The organism is Roseibium sp. AWQ4_290, assembly GCF_056160985.1.
Window position 1 is genome coordinate 55,712 of sequence record NZ_JBSWYG010000012.1, and the last position, 14,768, is coordinate 70,479.

Annotated in this window: 15 protein-coding genes; 7 read left to right on the forward strand and 8 right to left on the reverse strand. The window is 60.1% G+C overall.

The window, feature by feature from the left end:
• Positions 1-389 precede the first annotated feature (389 nt).
• Genes ACXAH0_RS13535 through ACXAH0_RS13565 form a run of 7 tightly spaced genes read left to right on the forward strand, consistent with a single transcriptional unit; the run spans position 390 to position 6,848 of the window.
• On the forward strand, positions 390-881 hold the full coding sequence (locus ACXAH0_RS13535; RefSeq protein ID WP_475192017.1) for an NUDIX domain-containing protein: 492 nt from the start codon (positions 390-392) through the stop codon (positions 879-881).
• The gene (locus tag ACXAH0_RS13540) at positions 874-2,508 is read left to right on the forward strand and encodes a PhoU domain-containing protein (RefSeq protein ID WP_475192023.1); all 1,635 of its coding nucleotides are present in this window, start codon (positions 874-876) and stop codon (positions 2,506-2,508) included. Before ACXAH0_RS13535 ends, ACXAH0_RS13540 begins: the two co-directional genes overlap by 8 nt.
• A complete protein-coding gene (locus ACXAH0_RS13545; protein WP_475192028.1) occupies positions 2,501-3,391 on the forward strand; it encodes a GAK system ATP-grasp enzyme in 891 nt (296 codons plus the stop codon). Before ACXAH0_RS13540 ends, ACXAH0_RS13545 begins: the two co-directional genes overlap by 8 nt.
• Positions 3,388-4,485 (forward strand): HprK-related kinase B, encoded by a 1,098-nt coding sequence (locus ACXAH0_RS13550; RefSeq protein ID WP_475192032.1) that lies wholly within the window; start codon positions 3,388-3,390, stop codon positions 4,483-4,485. Before ACXAH0_RS13545 ends, ACXAH0_RS13550 begins: the two co-directional genes overlap by 4 nt.
• Before the next feature lie 15 nt (positions 4,486-4,500).
• The gene (locus ACXAH0_RS13555) at positions 4,501-5,208 is read left to right on the forward strand and encodes a histidine phosphatase family protein (protein ID WP_475192038.1); all 708 of its coding nucleotides are present in this window, start codon (positions 4,501-4,503) and stop codon (positions 5,206-5,208) included.
• A gap of 21 nt (positions 5,209-5,229) precedes the next feature.
• Positions 5,230-6,582 carry a metallophosphoesterase family protein gene (locus ACXAH0_RS13560; RefSeq protein ID WP_475192041.1) on the forward strand — a complete coding sequence of 451 codons (1,353 nt, stop codon included), beginning with the start codon at positions 5,230-5,232 and terminating at the stop codon, positions 6,580-6,582.
• Complete coding sequence (locus tag ACXAH0_RS13565) at positions 6,579-6,848, forward strand: amphi-Trp domain-containing protein (RefSeq protein WP_475179458.1); 270 nt, start codon at positions 6,579-6,581, stop codon at positions 6,846-6,848. Before ACXAH0_RS13560 ends, ACXAH0_RS13565 begins: the two co-directional genes overlap by 4 nt.
• 76 nt (positions 6,849-6,924) lie before the next feature.
• Here the strand turns inward: ACXAH0_RS13565 and ACXAH0_RS13570 are convergent, their stop codons facing one another.
• The 8 genes from ACXAH0_RS13570 to ACXAH0_RS13605 form a co-directional block, all read right to left on the reverse strand.
• Positions 6,925-8,082: a M56 family metallopeptidase gene (locus ACXAH0_RS13570; RefSeq protein ID WP_475192045.1), complete on the reverse strand. Its 1,158-nt coding sequence runs from the start codon at positions 8,080-8,082 to the stop codon at positions 6,925-6,927.
• Positions 8,069-8,464 (reverse strand): BlaI/MecI/CopY family transcriptional regulator, encoded by a 396-nt coding sequence (locus tag ACXAH0_RS13575; protein WP_475179472.1) that lies wholly within the window; start codon positions 8,462-8,464, stop codon positions 8,069-8,071. The genes ACXAH0_RS13570 and ACXAH0_RS13575 overlap by 14 nt, the downstream gene beginning before the upstream one ends.
• Positions 8,465-8,676: 212 nt before the next feature.
• Positions 8,677-8,955: a DUF2160 domain-containing protein gene (locus tag ACXAH0_RS13580; RefSeq protein ID WP_475179478.1), complete on the reverse strand. Its 279-nt coding sequence runs from the start codon at positions 8,953-8,955 to the stop codon at positions 8,677-8,679.
• The gene (locus tag ACXAH0_RS13585) at positions 8,955-9,752 is read right to left on the reverse strand and encodes a carbohydrate ABC transporter permease (RefSeq protein ID WP_475192048.1); all 798 of its coding nucleotides are present in this window, start codon (positions 9,750-9,752) and stop codon (positions 8,955-8,957) included. The genes ACXAH0_RS13580 and ACXAH0_RS13585 overlap by 1 nt, the downstream gene beginning before the upstream one ends.
• Positions 9,753-9,763: 11 nt before the next feature.
• Entirely contained in the window at positions 9,764-10,630 is an 867-nt protein-coding gene (locus tag ACXAH0_RS13590) for a carbohydrate ABC transporter permease (protein WP_475192050.1), read from the reverse strand.
• Positions 10,627-11,718 carry an ABC transporter ATP-binding protein gene (locus ACXAH0_RS13595; RefSeq protein ID WP_475192054.1) on the reverse strand — a complete coding sequence of 364 codons (1,092 nt, stop codon included), beginning with the start codon at positions 11,716-11,718 and terminating at the stop codon, positions 10,627-10,629. The genes ACXAH0_RS13590 and ACXAH0_RS13595 overlap by 4 nt, the downstream gene beginning before the upstream one ends.
• An 11-nt stretch (positions 11,719-11,729) precedes the next feature.
• On the reverse strand, positions 11,730-12,794 hold the full coding sequence (locus tag ACXAH0_RS13600) for an ABC transporter ATP-binding protein (RefSeq protein WP_475179506.1): 1,065 nt from the start codon (positions 12,792-12,794) through the stop codon (positions 11,730-11,732).
• Between the two features lie 211 nt (positions 12,795-13,005).
• Positions 13,006-14,745 (reverse strand): ABC transporter substrate-binding protein, encoded by a 1,740-nt coding sequence (locus ACXAH0_RS13605; protein ID WP_475179513.1) that lies wholly within the window; start codon positions 14,743-14,745, stop codon positions 13,006-13,008.
• Positions 14,746-14,768: the final 23 nt, after the last annotated feature.

Below are 14,768 nucleotides of genomic sequence, written 5' to 3' on the forward strand. Positions count from 1 at the left end.
TGCGCTAAGTTTGCACCATTTGATGCTGGAAAGCAGATCCTTCGGCAAGGCGCTTCGCGCAGCGCGATGCGACGTATAGGGCAAGCGACGCAACGCTGCCGATGGGCTGCTTTCCATCACCCGAGGAGCCGGTCTGCTTTGCCCGCTGACATCGTTGGATCGCACTTGTGGTGGGAAACACCAAGGCGCGCGATCCGCTTCCTCAGCAGACAAAGCAGATCCGGTCAAATGGTGCAGACTGATCGCACGAAGCTCTAGCCTCACGAAGCGACTCATTTAACATGCGCCCTTGACAGGGACAGGGACAGGGACGGGCACGTTTGGAGCTGAACGTCCGGCTTTCCTGAAAGCGTCCTTTCACGCCAGTGTATCTTGGGGGACAGCGCGGCATGGCACACAGCACGGAACAGTCGAATCACCGGGCGTTCAGACCGGTCATCCGCTCCACACCAAGAGCGTTTATCCTGAGTGGGCAAAGTTTATTGGTTCAGGAAAAACAGCATCCTGCCAAAGGTCGCTACTATACGCTGCCCGGCGGCAAACAGGAGCCCGGCGAGAGCCTGGAAGACACACTCAAACGGGAGTGCAGGGAAGAGATCGGTGCGGAGGTCTCTGTTGGCCCACTGCTTCATGTTGCTGAAATCTATCGCGAAAAACCTCAGAGCGAGGACTGGCAGCATCAGCTGGATCTGGTCTTTGCCTGTTCGGTGCCCGACAGCTATGCCCCCACACTGGGGCCTCAACCCGACCCCCATCAGACCGGCACCGTATGGATCGGCACGGAAAACGCTCAACAGCTGCGTCCCGCCTATGTCACAAAACTGTTTTCACTTGGCTGTAGGCGGGTCCTCGAAGTCTATCTCGGATCATGCAATGACTAGTTTGCCAAAATCCATCCGGGAAAACCTCCACTTTCTGTGCGCTGAAATCGACGGACAGATGCTGCAGCTGGAGGCTTTCTTCCAGGAGCCGACAACGGTCCGTGCCCGGCGAATCATGGACAGGGCAGGCTATGCGCATAATCTGAAGACGCGTATTCACGGCGCCTGCCTGCGTCAGCTGGCCTCCACAAGGAAGAACAACCGCAAGCACCTGACGTTGCGCAGCCTGGAATTTATCGCAACGGATCTGCAGCGGCTGGCCAATCAGGCCCGCCAGTCCCTGCGCCATGTGGAGCGCATCGACACATTCGGGACCCTGTTGCCTGAGCGCTATCCCGCCCTGGTCCGCTCCGTGCGCAAAGGTGTTGGCAAGATCGAGACGGCGTTCTTCGGCAATGACAGCGAAGAAGCCATCGAAATCGGCGAGTTGCAGAAAAAGATCGAGGCCGACTACCGCAAGCTGTTCAAGGCCTACACCAAGGAAATGCGCAACGCGGCGCTTCAACCCTCCGACATAGCCAACAGCCTGCTTGTGGCTAGCGAATTCCAGCGCATGGGCGATTGCTTGAAATCGATCAGCGAAGCGCTGATTTCCGCCAATATCGGCCAACCCGTCAATCTGGAGCGCTATTTCGCCCTGCAAAGCCTGATGTCGGACCTGGACGGCGCAGGTGGTGATCTCAAGGTGGAGACAATCGCCGAAACCCGGTCGGGCAGCTCGATCTCCGCAATCAAGGACAAGAAGACCCAAGCGGTCGCCGCCGTCTTCAAGGACGGGGAGAAAAGCAAGGTCAAGGAAGAACGCGAGGGCGTGGAAAGCTGGCATGCGATCTATCCCGGGCTGGCGCCGAAAATCCTCTCATATGAAAAGCGCAACCAATCGGCTGCGCTGCTCATTGAGCATCTTCCCGGCCTGACATTTGAACATATCGTACTGAACGAGTCCGAAGAGCTGTGCGGAAAGGCCCTCACGTGTCTTTCCGGCACGCTGAAGGATGTCTGGAAACAGACCAAGACCAAAAAGCCGGCCGAGCTTGGCAGCATGCAGCAACTGGCCAAACGGCTTGGCGAAGTGCGCCGGGTGCATCCGGAGTTCAAGGACACGGCCATCCGGTTTTCCGGCGAAAAGCTGCCGTCCCTCGATGCCCTGATCGGACGGGCGTCCGAGCGTGAAGCGGCAGTGTCAGCACCTTTCTCGGTCTATATTCACGGCGATTTCAACGTCGACAACATCATCTATGACCCAGGCGAAAACCGGGTTCATTTCATCGACCTTCACCGCTCCCGCTATATGGATTATGTGCAGGATGTTTCGGTGTTCATGGTCTCCAACTACCGGCTGCAGGTGCTGGACCGGGAGACCCGGCACCGCATCATGCTGGTGTCCCAGGCTTTTTACAAATCCGCCAAGGCCTTTGCGCGCAAACAGGAGGATGCCACATTCGAATACCGGCTGGCCCTCGGACTTGCCCGCTCCTTTGCCACCTCCACCCGTTTCATTTTCGACAAACTGCACGCCCGGCGAATGTGGCTGCGGGCCCGTTACCTGATCGAACGGGCCGTCGCCTGCCCGCCCGGACACGAGGCCGCTTTCCGTCTGCACATGAAGGAGATCTTCGTTGACTGACCTGAAAATCGGCGTCATTGGCATTCCCGGCAAATGGTCCACCGAAGTTCTTGCCGACGCGTTGGAAAGCCGCACCGGCTTCCGCTGCGTGGTCGACATGGCCGACGCGGCCCTGCACCTAGACCGGCGCACCCTTATGGCAGGCGGCCAGGACCTGTGCGCGCTGGATGGGCTGGTGGTGAAGAAAATCAGCCAGGAATACAGCCCGGCAACGCTGGACCGGCTGGAACTGCTGCGGGTGGCTGAAGGGGCGGGCGTCCGGGTGTTTTCCAGAACTGCGTCCATTCTCGGCCTCGTCAACCGGCTCAGCTGCACCGTGACCCTTGCCAATGCGGGCATTCCCATGCCGGCCACCTGTGTCACGGAGCATGAAGGGGAAGCGCTTGCCGCCGTCAAACGGTTTGGCGGCGCCGTCTTCAAACCCCTGTTCTCGACCAAGGCCCGGGGCATGACGCTGATGGATGCGGAAATGGGCGACGCTCTCTTAAAGGAGAAGATTGCCGCGTTCAAGGCGGACAATCCGGTGATGTATCTGCAGAAGAAGGTCAACCTGTCCGGCCGGGATCTGGGCATGGTGTTTCTGGGCGGCAAGTATCTTGGCACCTATGCCCGGGTGGCCCAGACCGACAGCTGGAACACCACCATCCTGCATGGGGGCAAATATGAACCGTTCGCGCCGGATCAGGATCTGATCGATCTGGCCACCCGGGCGCAAGCCCCGTTCCAGCTGGATTTCACCACGGTTGATGTCGGCCTGACTGATGACGGGCCGATTGTCTTTGAAGTGTCCGCGTTCGGTGGGTTCAAGGGCGCCCAGGAGGGGGCCTCCATCGATGCAGCCAGCCTTTACGCGGACCATGTGATTGCGGGGGTCAGCACATGAGCGGAATAGACGTTCAGGACATTGCCGATGCTCTGGCACCGGTCAGGGCCACCAGCGCCTCCGATCCGGTCTGTCTGGCCGTCGGTGGCTACATTCTGGAAATCCGCTGCACGTCGGACAAGCTTCTGGCCGAATTGCTGCGCTATTTCCAACATGTGATCACCGAACCGGCACGGCCCGACATGACCGTCTATGCGCTGGGGCCGGCCGAACTCCCCTTTACGGTCGACTATCGGGACTGGGCCCGAGAGCCGGGCAAGACAGGGCGCAAGGACGCGATCTGCGATCTCGCCCATGGGCGCCTGGTTCTCAAAGTCCGCACAGGAATGCAGTTCCTGCAGTCCCCTGCCTGGACCATCGCCTTCGGCCCGTCGGAAGACTATCCGAACCAGGTCATCAATTTCGTCAACACCCAGATCCTGAACCGGTTTCAGCGGGATGGCTGGGTGGCCTGCCACGCTGCCGCTGTACGGACGCCGGACAAGGGCCTCGCGATTTCCGGCCTGTCGGGCGGTGGCAAATCCACCACCATGCTGCGCCTGATGGAACTGGCTGGAACTCAATATGTGACCAATGACCGCCTGCTGGTGCGCAAGGGCCTCGACGGGACCGACGCGCTTGGCATTCCCAAACTGCCGCGCATCAATCCGGGCACGATCGTCACCAATGCCCGCCTTACCGGTCTTCTGGATGAAGAACGGGAAGAGGAACTGCTCAACATGGAGCCGGATGACCTCTGGCACCTGGAAGAGAAATACGACCTCTTCATTGAGGACATTTATGGTCCCGGCCGCATTTCCCATGACGCGCAGCTCACTGATTTCTGGGTGCTGAACTGGTCCCGGGACAGTCTTGCCCCCACACAGTTGACCGCCGTTTCCCTGAGCGGGCGCCCTGACCTTCTCGCGGCGATCATGAAAAGCCCCGGCCCATTCTTCCAGACCCCTGACGGCACTTTCTGGACGGACAGCTCACCGCTGGATGAGGCCGCGTATCTTTCAGCCCTTGACGGCATCAAGGTCTGGGAAGTGACCGGACAGATCGATTTCGATGCCCTTTTTGATGCAGGCGCAAGCCTTCTGGGAGCGGCTTGACCGATGACGGGGCCCATGACGGACCGCTTCGCTATCCTGCTGCGCCATGGAGCGTACCGGCAAAAGCCGGACACCCCGAGCGCGCTGCAGCCTTATGGGCTGACCGAGGCCGGCCGCCATCAGGCCGAAAGCGCCGGGCGGGAGCTGGCGGATCTTGCCAAGGCCCATGGCTGGCAACTCTCCGCTGAGATTATCTGCTCCCGGCAGCTCAGGGCCTGGGAAACCGCCACCCTGGTGGCAAGGGCCCTTGGGGAGGCCACCGGAACAGCGTTTCAGGTGAGCGAAGACGAAACCCTGGCGGAACGCAGCGTTGGCGCAATGGCCAATCTGAGCCTGCAGGACATTGTCCAGATCCTCGACGACGACCCGCGTTATCCGCCGCCGCCGGGCAACTGGAAATCCGACAGCCATTACAGGCTGCCCGTTCAGGGGGCGGAAAGCCTGATGGAGGCAGGCGAACGAGTGGCATCCCTTCTTGACAAGAACCTGTCCGCCCTCCCGGACGGCGCGGCAAGTGGCGCAACGGCCCAGATCTTTGTGGGCCATGGTGCGTCCCTGCGCCATGCGGCCCACCATCTCGGAGTGCTCGCCTTTGACGACATTGCCCGACTGAGCATGCACCACGCCCGGCCCGTGGTGCTGAAACGCAGCCCTGGCCCCATCTGGCACCACCATGCCGGCGCGTGGAAAGACCGCCGCCCGCTGGACCCCGCCCTCGACTGACGAAGACGGATGGAAACACCCATGACCCAAAGGCCCCTGACCCCTTTCCTCCCTCCCATTGCCCCCGGTGTGGCAGACGGGCTCGGCATTCCCGAAAGCCTGGTCCCCTGGCCACTGAAGGCAGAGGCCGGGCGAACGGCCTCAGACGGAGTGCCCGCGCCGGATCTGCTGTCCAGCCTGGCCCGGGTCAACGCGCTTGGCCCCTGGGACTGGCCGGACAAACCGGTCATCTTCATTTCCGACCTTCATGCGGATGCCGAAAGCCTGCTCCGCTCCCTTGTGGCGGCACGGGCGATCATGCGTACCGGGCCGGAACTGGACACCTTCGCGCTGACCGCCTTTGGCAGACGCTGCCAGATCATCATTGGCGGCGATTGCCTGGACAAGGGCCCCAGCAACCTGGATCTGCTCGACTGTGTCGCAGCACTCATGAAACAGGGAGCGGACACGGTGCTTCTGGCCGGGAACCATGACCTGCGCCTTTTTCTCGGCCTGGAATCCCTTACCGTGAAACGCAGCTCCCTCAACGCTCATATGTTCGTGCGCATGGGCAAGAAGGTCATGCCGCTCCTGCGTGAGGTCTTTGACCGGCATGTGGGCCGGGACGCGGATCTGAGTGCCCTGCCGGATGAGAACGCCTGTCTTGCCCTGATGGTACCCGGCAAAAAGTGGACAAAGGAGTTTCCCAAGGCCGCAGAGCGCTACCTGAACGAGGCAGCCGTCCGCAAGGAAATGAAGCGGCTGAAGAAAAAGACAGCGGGCTTTGCAGAGCATGCCCGGGAGGTTGGCCTCACGATCCGCGAACTCTATGCGGCCGCCCTTGCCTGCAGGACCCTCTTCATCGAGCCCGGCGGCCGCTATGCCTGGTTTTTCCAGAGCATGAAGGCCGTGCACCAGAGCGGCTCCCTGCTGTTTGTCCATGCCGGCATTGACGACAGCATGGCCGGGCAGATCTCCGCCAAGGGCATTGCCTATGTGAACCGGCGCTTTCGGAAGGAAAGCCGCAAGGACCCGTTTGTGTTCTATTCCGGCACCATGGCCAATCTGGTGCGCACAAAATACCGGGACGTCGATCATCCCCTGACGGACCGGGGCGTGGAAGAGCTGCATCTGGCCGGGATCAAGATGCTGGTTCAGGGCCATGTGAACCGCCATGCAGGCCAGGAACTGACAGCAAAACAAGGGCTTTTGCATTTGGAAGCGGATGTTACTCTTGACCGGCACTCCAGGAGATCGGAAGGTCTGGACGGCATCGGAACGGGAGCAACGATCATTCATCCGGACGGCAACATCATCGGCATCAGCCGGGACTACCCCCATGCCAAGCTGTTCAACCCGGCAGAGATCCTGAACCAGCACGGGCTTACACGATGATGGAACGCAAGGGCCGGTTCCGGCATCAATCCATGCAGGACAAAAAATCGATCCAGAAAATGCTGGATGCGGTCAAGCGCGGCATCGCCAAGGGCGAGCTGCAATTCGGCGATGACACGGGCGAGATCACCCTGGAACCCAACGGGCTCATGAACCTGCGTGTGACAGCCACGATGGAAGACGGCCAGTCCCGCCTGGACCTGCGCATCACCTGGACCAATGACAGCCAGGACAAAAAAGACAGCGGCAAGCTCAAGGTCAAATAGGCAGGCACAACACGCACGCTGCCCGCACCCGGCCTCAAGGCGGAGCGCATCTTGTACGGGTCTTCGCAGCCAGCTGTTACCGCAGCGGGCGTTGTCCGAAGGAATTGATCGTCTGCAGCCGTTCCAGATTGACGATGGTCGACAGCATGATCCGGTCCTGGCTCCAGTCCGCCGGTTTCTGGATCGACAGGGCCGCCACAAACACCAGGGCGGTCATGGGCAGCACGGCAAGGCCGACCAGGCTCCAATGGGGCCGCAACCGGTCCGTTTCCAGAAGCGCCTCCAGACGCCGGCGCAGCTTGTGCGCAGGCGAGCGCCGCAGCAGCCGGTCCTGCACTTCCAGAAGCGCCACGGCGGCCATAGAGCCGGCTCGCTCCGGGACAAGCTGGTTCTGGCGCCGCCTCAGGCCCGCCTGTGCCGCATGCAGCAGGCACAGGCAATAGGCGCGCAGATCCACCTGAACGTCTTCAGCCACCTTCTGGTCACAGGCCAGCTCCCGCAGGCGCTCAACTTCCGACTTCCAGAAGAAGAAGAACGGATTCCAGAAAAAGAATGGGCGCAGCAGTTCCAGCCCGATCTCCCAGGTCACATCCCCCTGACGCACATGCTGAAATTCGTGTTTCAGCACCAGCTTCAAGTCCTCCGGGCGGCCCAGCAGGTCGGATGGGATCACCACATAGTGGCGGACAAGTCCGCGCGCGGAAAACGGCACAAGCGCCCGGTCGGACAGCAGCAGATGCAGCCGTCCGGCCCGGTGCCAGGCATGACAGCTGGACAGAACCCGGCGCAAACGCCGGAAACTGATGGAAAACCGGAGTGCAAAGAACGCAAAGCCCACCGCCAGAAACAGGGCAATAGCCTGCCCGGCGCCCGGCGCAAAGCCCACAATCTGGTCTGTCAGGCGGCTGCGCACGCCGAGCATAGCCTGGAAGTCTTCCGCAGGAAGAGCGATGCCACCGCGCAAATATTGCGAAACGGCATAGTCGGCCAGATTGACCGACAGGGCAGCCGGCGCAATCTGCGCCGCCTGCAGGAACTGACAGAGCGCCACGGCGGCCGGTGACAGAACCACAATGGCAAACAGCCCGTTCAAAAGACCGAGCTGATAGGTAAAGGCGAGCCGTCTCCCGAAGCGCGCCAGACCCAGTTTTGCGGTCAGCCATACCAGGGCCGCGATGGCCAGGGTAATATTCAGGTCGAGATAGATTTCAAAAATCGGGTCAAGTAGCGTCATCTGTCCTCCTCCTGTCCAGCAACGCTCTCATTTCGTCCAGATCGGCCTCTGACAATTGGTATTCATCGACAAGCCGGGCCACGAGGGATGCAGGCGTGCCATCGAACAATTTGTCAGACAGATTTCTCAAAGACCGGGACTGGTACGTATCCTTGGTCAGCCGGGGGCTATAGATGAATGTTTTGCCTTCCTTGCGGCTGTCCACGAAGCCTTTTTCATCCAGAATCCGCATGATGGTGGCGCAGGACGTGTAGGCAAGCTGTCTGTCCTGGGGCAGCGCGGCAAGAATATCCCGTACGGAGCCTTCGCCAAGCTTCCAGAGTTCGGTCATGAACTCCAGTTCGACTTCCGTCAGAAACTCGTTGCTTTTACGCTTTCTCATTACAGCCCTGTGCCGCTTGCAGTTTGGATGTGGCAAGAGCCCTCACCGGTTTTTTCAAACGGATCAAACCAGTGCGCGCCCTTCAGTCTATTCATGCATGACCGTTTTGAAATTACCAGCGACTTTCCGTTTCCTGCAGCGCCTGACGGATCGCCATCACTTGTGAAAACACCGGCGGCTTGACAGTCAGGAAGACATCCCCGCGCATCCTGTCAGACTTTCCAGAAGCAGAAGGTGCCCCAGCCGATGCTGAGCGCCAGGGGCCACCAAAGCGGATTGCCCACCAGCCCCAGCCAGGCCAGAAAGATATAGGCGGTGCCAAGCAGCGTGATGAACAGCCGGTCCCCCCGTGTTGTGGTCAACCCCAGGACCCCGCGGCGAGCGGCCCCGCCCGGATAGCAAATTTCCAGAAACGTAAGCAGACCGATTGCAGAAAAGATTCCGGCAAACAAAAGTGCCGTCGGCAAGGTCCAGGCCATCCATCCCAGCATCACACCCTCCCCAGGGCAAAGCCCTTAGCAATATAATTACGGACAAAATAGATGACGATGGCCCCGGGAATGATGGTCAAGGTCCCGGCGGCCGCCAGTAGCCCGAGTTCATAGCCCGCGGAGGACGCGGTCCGGGTCATGACGGCGGCAATGGGTTTGGCTTCGACAGCGGTCAGCGTCTTGGCAAGAAGAAGTTCCACCCAGGAGAACATGAAGCAGAAGAAGGCCGCGACTCCGACGCCGGACTTGATCGCGGGCAGGAAGATGGTCATGAAGAAGCGCGGGAAGGAATAGCCGTCCACATAGGCGGTCTCGTCCAGTTCCTTGGGCACGCCCGACATGAAACCTTCCAGTATCCACACCGCCAGCGGCACGTTGAAGAGGCAATGGGCCAGAGCGACGGCGATATGGGTATCGAACAGGCCCACCGCCGAATAGAGCTGGAAGAACGGCAGCGCAAAGACGGCAGCCGGGGCCATCCGGTTGGTCAAAAGCCAAAAGAACAGATGCTTGTCGCCCACAAAGGTGTAGCGGGAGAAGGCATAGGCTGCTGGCAGCGCCACCAGAACGGAGATCACCGTGTTCAAGGTCACATAGAAGATGGAGTTGATATAACCCCAATACCAGGTCGGGTCGGTGAAGATCTCGATATAGTTGGCCAGGGTCCAGGTCTGCGGAAACAGGGAGAACCCGGCCAGGATCTCGTTGGTGGTCTTGAAACTCATCGCGACGAGCCAGTAGATCGGCAGCATCAGGAAGAGAATATAGAGCGCGGGAACCAGGCTTTTCAGTCGCATGACGGTTCTCCTCAGGACTTGTTATCGTTTTTCGTCATCAGCGTGTAGAACAGCCAGGAGGCCAGAAGCGTGATGGCGAAATAGATGAGTGACATGGCAGCTGCCGGGCCGAGGTCGAACTGACCGAGAGCAATTTTCACCAGATCGATGGACAGCAATGTGGTGGAATTGCCCGGTCCGCCACCGGTCAGAACGAACGGCTCGGTATAGATGTTGAAGCTGTCCATGAAGCGCAGCAGAATGGCGATGGTCAGCACCGTTTTCATTTTCGGCAGCTGAATGAAGCGGAAGATGGCCCAGTTGGACGCCCCGTCAATTTCCGCCGCCTGATAATAGGCATTGGGAATGGACACCAGTCCCGCATAGGCCAGAAGCACCACCAGCGACGTCCAGTGCCAGACATCCATGACAATGATCGTCACCCAGGCCGCCACCGGGTCCTGGGTCATGTCATAAGAAATGCCCAGCGTATGGTTCATGAAATAGCCAAGCAGGCCGATATCCGGCAGGGTGAAGATGTTCCACATGGCACCGACCACGTTCCATGGGATCAGCATCGGCAGGGCCATGGTCACCAGGCAGAAGGGCACGAACGGCCCCTTGCGCGGCATGGCCAGCGCGATGGCAATGCCGAGCGGCACCTCGATGATCAGGATCAGGAAGGTGAACAGGAACTGGCGCCCCAGCGCATCGTGAAAGCGTTCGGACCGCAGCACCTGCTCGAACCAGTCGAGTCCCTGCCAGAAAAACAGGTTGTCGCCAAAGGTTTCCTGAACGGAGTAATTCACCACGGTCATCATCGGGATGAGCGCGTTGAAGGCGACCAGAAGAAGCACTGGTGTGACGAACAGCCAGGCGCGTTGATTTTGGGTTTTCACTGAACGCCCTCCCCTGGCGTTGTGGCCAGCCAGCCGTCTTTGTAGAGCCGGGTCTGGGATGGCTTGAAGGCCAGATGCACTGCATCGCCCTGATTGGGTGCCTCCCCTTCCAGGATCGCGTGGATGCGGTTGTCCCCTGCCATGGCCTCAACAACCTTGTGCCGGCCGACATCGGCGACCTTGCGCACCCTTGCCTCCAGACCTGTACCATCCGCCGACACGGTGACGAATTCCGGCCGGATGCCGATTTCCGGCAAGCCGGTACTGCCGGGCAGGACCGGTCCTTCCAGGAGGACCTGGCTGCCGGCAAAAAATGCGCTGTCCCCGCGGACCTCACAGGGCAGCACATTCATGCCCGGCGAGCCGATGAAATGGCCGACAAACGTATGGGCGGGCCGCTCAAACAGATCAATCGGCGTGCCGATCTGGACGATCTCGCCGTCCTGCATCACCACCACCTGATCCGCAAAGGTCAGCGCCTCGGTCTGGTCGTGAGTCACATAGATCATGGTGGCCTTGACCCGCTGGTGCAGCTCTTTCAGCTTGGAGCGCAGTTTCCATTTCAGATGCGGATCAATCACCGTCAGCGGCTCATCGAACATGACAACATTCACGTCCTGGCGCACCAGGCCCCGGCCCATGGAGATCTTCTGCTTGTTGTCAGGCGACAGGTTCGACGCACGCGTGGTCAGCATCTCGGTGACTTCCAGCATCTCGGCAATGGCGGTCACCCGCTCCTTGACCGTTGCCTCGTCCCGGCCCCGATTCCGCAAGGGAAAAGCGAGATTGTCATAGACCGTCATCGTGTCGTAAATGACCGGGAACTGGAACACCTGTGCAATGTTGCGCCAGGCGGGCGGCAGCGCCGTCACTTCCTCACCGTCAAACAGAATGCTGCCCTCAGAGGGCACCAGCAACCCGGAAATGATGTTGAGCAAGGTGGATTTGCCGCAGCCGGACGGGCCGAGCAGCGCATAGGCGCCGCCATCTTCCCAGGTCAGGTCGATTTGCTTCAGCGCGTAGTCTGCCGCCTCCCGGGGATCGGGACGATAGCTGTGACGCAAGCCGGACAGGGTGATTTGAGCCATGACAGTCTTCCTCAGGCAGCCAGTTCGCCGTCAGGCGCAAAAAAGAAACAATGGCTCGGGTCCAGATAGAAGGAATGGACTTCACCAACGGAATAGGGATGCACACCGGCCGACAAAGACACCCAGGACTGGCCGTCCATGTCGAAATGGGCGCTGCTTTCCGAGCCGCTCAGCTCGGTCACCTGAACATGCCCGTCCAAGCGCACGCTATGGGCCGGGGTTTCCACCGGCATGACGTGGTTGGGCCGGATGGCCAGCGTATAGGGGCCATCGGACAGACCTGCCGCCGCCCCTTGCGCGTTCCAGCTGACGGTATCGCCCAAATGAACCTTACCGCCTTGAAGCCGCACGGCAGCGGTGTTGATGGGCGGATTTGAAAACACTTTGGCCGCCTCCAGATCTTTCGGCTGGCGGTAGATCTCCGCTGTCGGACCGAACTGGACCACGTGACCGCCACTCATCAGCGCGGTCTGGCCGCCCAACAGCAGGGCTTCTTCGGGCTCTGAGGTCGCATAGACCACCACCGCACCGCGCCCGGCAAACAGGTCCGGCAGCTGGTCGCGCAGCTCCTCGCGCAGCTTGTAGTCAAGATTGGCCAGCGGCTCGTCGAGGAACACCGCATCGCTTTCCTTCACGATCGCCCGGGCCAGTGCCGTGCGCTGCTGCTGACCACCGGACAGTTCATGGGGCTTGCGGCCGAGATACGGCTTCAGCTTCATCAGCGCGGCGGCTTCTTCGACCCGGCCCTCGATTTCCGACCTGGCCACGCCGGCAACTTTTAGCGGCGAGGCAATATTGTCGAACACCGACATATGCGGGTAGTTGACAAAAAACTGGTGCACCAGGCTGATGTTGCGCTTTTGCGCCGAAAGCTTCGAGACATCCTTGCCGTTCAACAGGATCTGTCCGGAGGCCAGGCTGTCGAGGCCAGCCATCAGCTTGATCAGCGAAGTCTTGCCCGCACCTGTTTCTCCAAGCAGAACGTTGAAGTGGCCGGGGTGCAGCGTCAGGCTGGTGGGCTTGACATGGGTGATGCCCTGCACGCGCTTGCTGACGTTGTTCAGTTGAAGAGACATGGGTTTTAACAGCCCTTTGGCACACCACCAGAGTCTGTCGCGATCCGCCGGATCCGCTCCAAAGACTCTAATCTTTTGTTTTCACGTGCTTTTTCGCCTATTAACCGGAATCTCGCTCAGGAAAGCGGCCTGAAAGACAGATAGCCGGTTTGAAGGCCCTGCCAGGCCGGGGAAAGCCCCCGGCCCGGTTTCGGATCTGGTGTTGCCAGCCTCAGTTCTGGGACCAGCGGGCCACGAGATCGTCGTAGTTCACGGTCTCACCCTGCGGCTTCTCATTGGCCAGCTTGGCCTTCGGCGCGCCCGGCTTGGACAGCCACACTTCCGGATCCTGCGGCTCGTTGAGACGCGGTCCACAGCCGCCATAGACATTTGCCCGTTCATCAGCCTGCTGCATGCGGGCCATGACAATGTCCATTTCCTCGGCCAGACGGTCCATGGCTTCCTGCGGGGTGAAGGCCCCGGAGTTCACGTCACCGATCTGCTGCCACCAGATCTGGGCCAGCTTCGGATAATCCGGCACGTTGACACCGGTCGGAGACCAGGCCACCCGGTCGGGCGAGCGGTAGAATTCGACCAGACCACCAAGTTTCGGTGCCCGCTCGCTGAAGGACTCATGATTGACGGTGCTGTCCCGGATAAAGGTCAGACCCACATGGCTCTTCTTGGTATCGACGGTTTTGGAGACAACGAACTGGGCATACAGCCAGGCTGCCTTCGCCCGGTCTTCCGGAGTAGACTTCAGGATCGTCCAGGAGCCCACATCCTGGTACCCGACCTTCTGGCCCTCTTCCCAGTAGGGACCATGAGGGCTCGGTGCCATCCGCCACAGCGGAGTGCCCTCATCATCCACGGTGTTGTTGCCTTCCGACTTCGGCTTCACCATATCGGCGGTGAAAGCGGTGTACCAGAAGATCTGCTGGGCGACATTGCCCTGGCTGAGCGCTGGCAGGGACTGGTAGAAGTCAAAGCTGGCCGCACCCGGAGGCGCATAGTTGCGCAGCCATTCGTCCCATTTGCGGATCGCATAGACAGCCGCCGGACCATTGGCCGCCCCGCCGCGGGAGACGGATGCGCCCACCGGGTTGCAGGTGCCTTTCTCCATACGGATGCCCCACTCGTCGACCGGAACGCCGTTCGGCTCACCCTTGTCGCCGGCACCGGCCATAGACAGCCAGGCATCGGTCATCCGCCAGCCGAGATCCGGTGCGCGCTTGCCGTAATCCATGTGCCCGTAGATCGTGACGCCGTCAACTTCCTTCACATCGTTGCTGAAGAACTCGGCAATGTCCTCATAGGCGGACCAGTTGACCGGCACACCGAGATCATAGCCGTATTTGTCCTTGAAGGCCTTCTTCAGGTCTTCCCGGTCGAACCAGTCCTTGCGGAACCAGTAAAGGTTGGCAAATTGCTGGTCGGGAAGCTGGTAGAGATCTCCGTCCGGACCGGTGGTGAACTGGGTGCCCATAAAGTCATCCAGATCCAGGCCCGGATTGGTCACATCCTTGCCGTTGCCTGCCATCCAGTCAGTCAGGTTATAGGCCAGCTGCAGGCGGGAATGGGTGCCGATCAGGTCACTGTCATTGACATAGGCATCATAGAGATTGCGCCCGGTCTGCATTTGGGTCTGAACGGCCTGAACGACCTCTCCTTCGCCGAGGATCTGATGGTTCACCTTGATGCCGGTGATTTCCTCAAATGCCTTGGCCAGAACTTCCGACTCGTAGGAATGGGTCGGAATACCTTCCGACAGCACATTGATTTCCATGCCGTTGAACGGTTCAGCCGCCTTGATGAACCACTGCATCTCGGCAAGCTGTTCATCCTTACTCAGGACAGAGGGCTGAAATTCCTGGTCGATCCACTTTTTCGCCGCTGCTTCGTCGGCAAAAGCAGATCCTGCTCCCGCAAGTACAGCACCGGCTGCAACTGCGGAGAGTAGATACTTACGCATCTGTTTCTCCTCCCATGAGAATA

Coding starts and splice junctions, on each gene's coding strand:
- ACXAH0_RS13535 (WP_475192017.1), top strand. CDS start 390: ATGGCACACAGCACGGAACAGTCGAATCACCGGGCGTTCAGACCGGTC.
- ACXAH0_RS13540 (WP_475192023.1), top strand. CDS start 874: ATGACTAGTTTGCCAAAATCCATCCGGGAAAACCTCCACTTTCTGTGC.
- ACXAH0_RS13550 (WP_475192032.1), top strand. CDS start 3,388: ATGAGCGGAATAGACGTTCAGGACATTGCCGATGCTCTGGCACCGGTC.
- ACXAH0_RS13555 (WP_475192038.1), top strand. CDS start 4,501: ATGACGGACCGCTTCGCTATCCTGCTGCGCCATGGAGCGTACCGGCAA.
- ACXAH0_RS13560 (WP_475192041.1), top strand. CDS start 5,230: ATGACCCAAAGGCCCCTGACCCCTTTCCTCCCTCCCATTGCCCCCGGT.
- ACXAH0_RS13565 (WP_475179458.1), top strand. CDS start 6,579: ATGATGGAACGCAAGGGCCGGTTCCGGCATCAATCCATGCAGGACAAA.
- ACXAH0_RS13570 (WP_475192045.1), bottom strand. CDS start 8,082: ATGACGCTACTTGACCCGATTTTTGAAATCTATCTCGACCTGAATATT.
- ACXAH0_RS13575 (WP_475179472.1), bottom strand. CDS start 8,464: ATGAGAAAGCGTAAAAGCAACGAGTTTCTGACGGAAGTCGAACTGGAG.
- ACXAH0_RS13580 (WP_475179478.1), bottom strand. CDS start 8,955: ATGCTGGGATGGATGGCCTGGACCTTGCCGACGGCACTTTTGTTTGCC.
- ACXAH0_RS13585 (WP_475192048.1), bottom strand. CDS start 9,752: ATGCGACTGAAAAGCCTGGTTCCCGCGCTCTATATTCTCTTCCTGATG.
- ACXAH0_RS13595 (WP_475192054.1), bottom strand. CDS start 11,718: ATGGCTCAAATCACCCTGTCCGGCTTGCGTCACAGCTATCGTCCCGAT.
- ACXAH0_RS13600 (WP_475179506.1), bottom strand. CDS start 12,794: ATGTCTCTTCAACTGAACAACGTCAGCAAGCGCGTGCAGGGCATCACC.
- ACXAH0_RS13605 (WP_475179513.1), bottom strand. CDS start 14,745: ATGCGTAAGTATCTACTCTCCGCAGTTGCAGCCGGTGCTGTACTTGCG.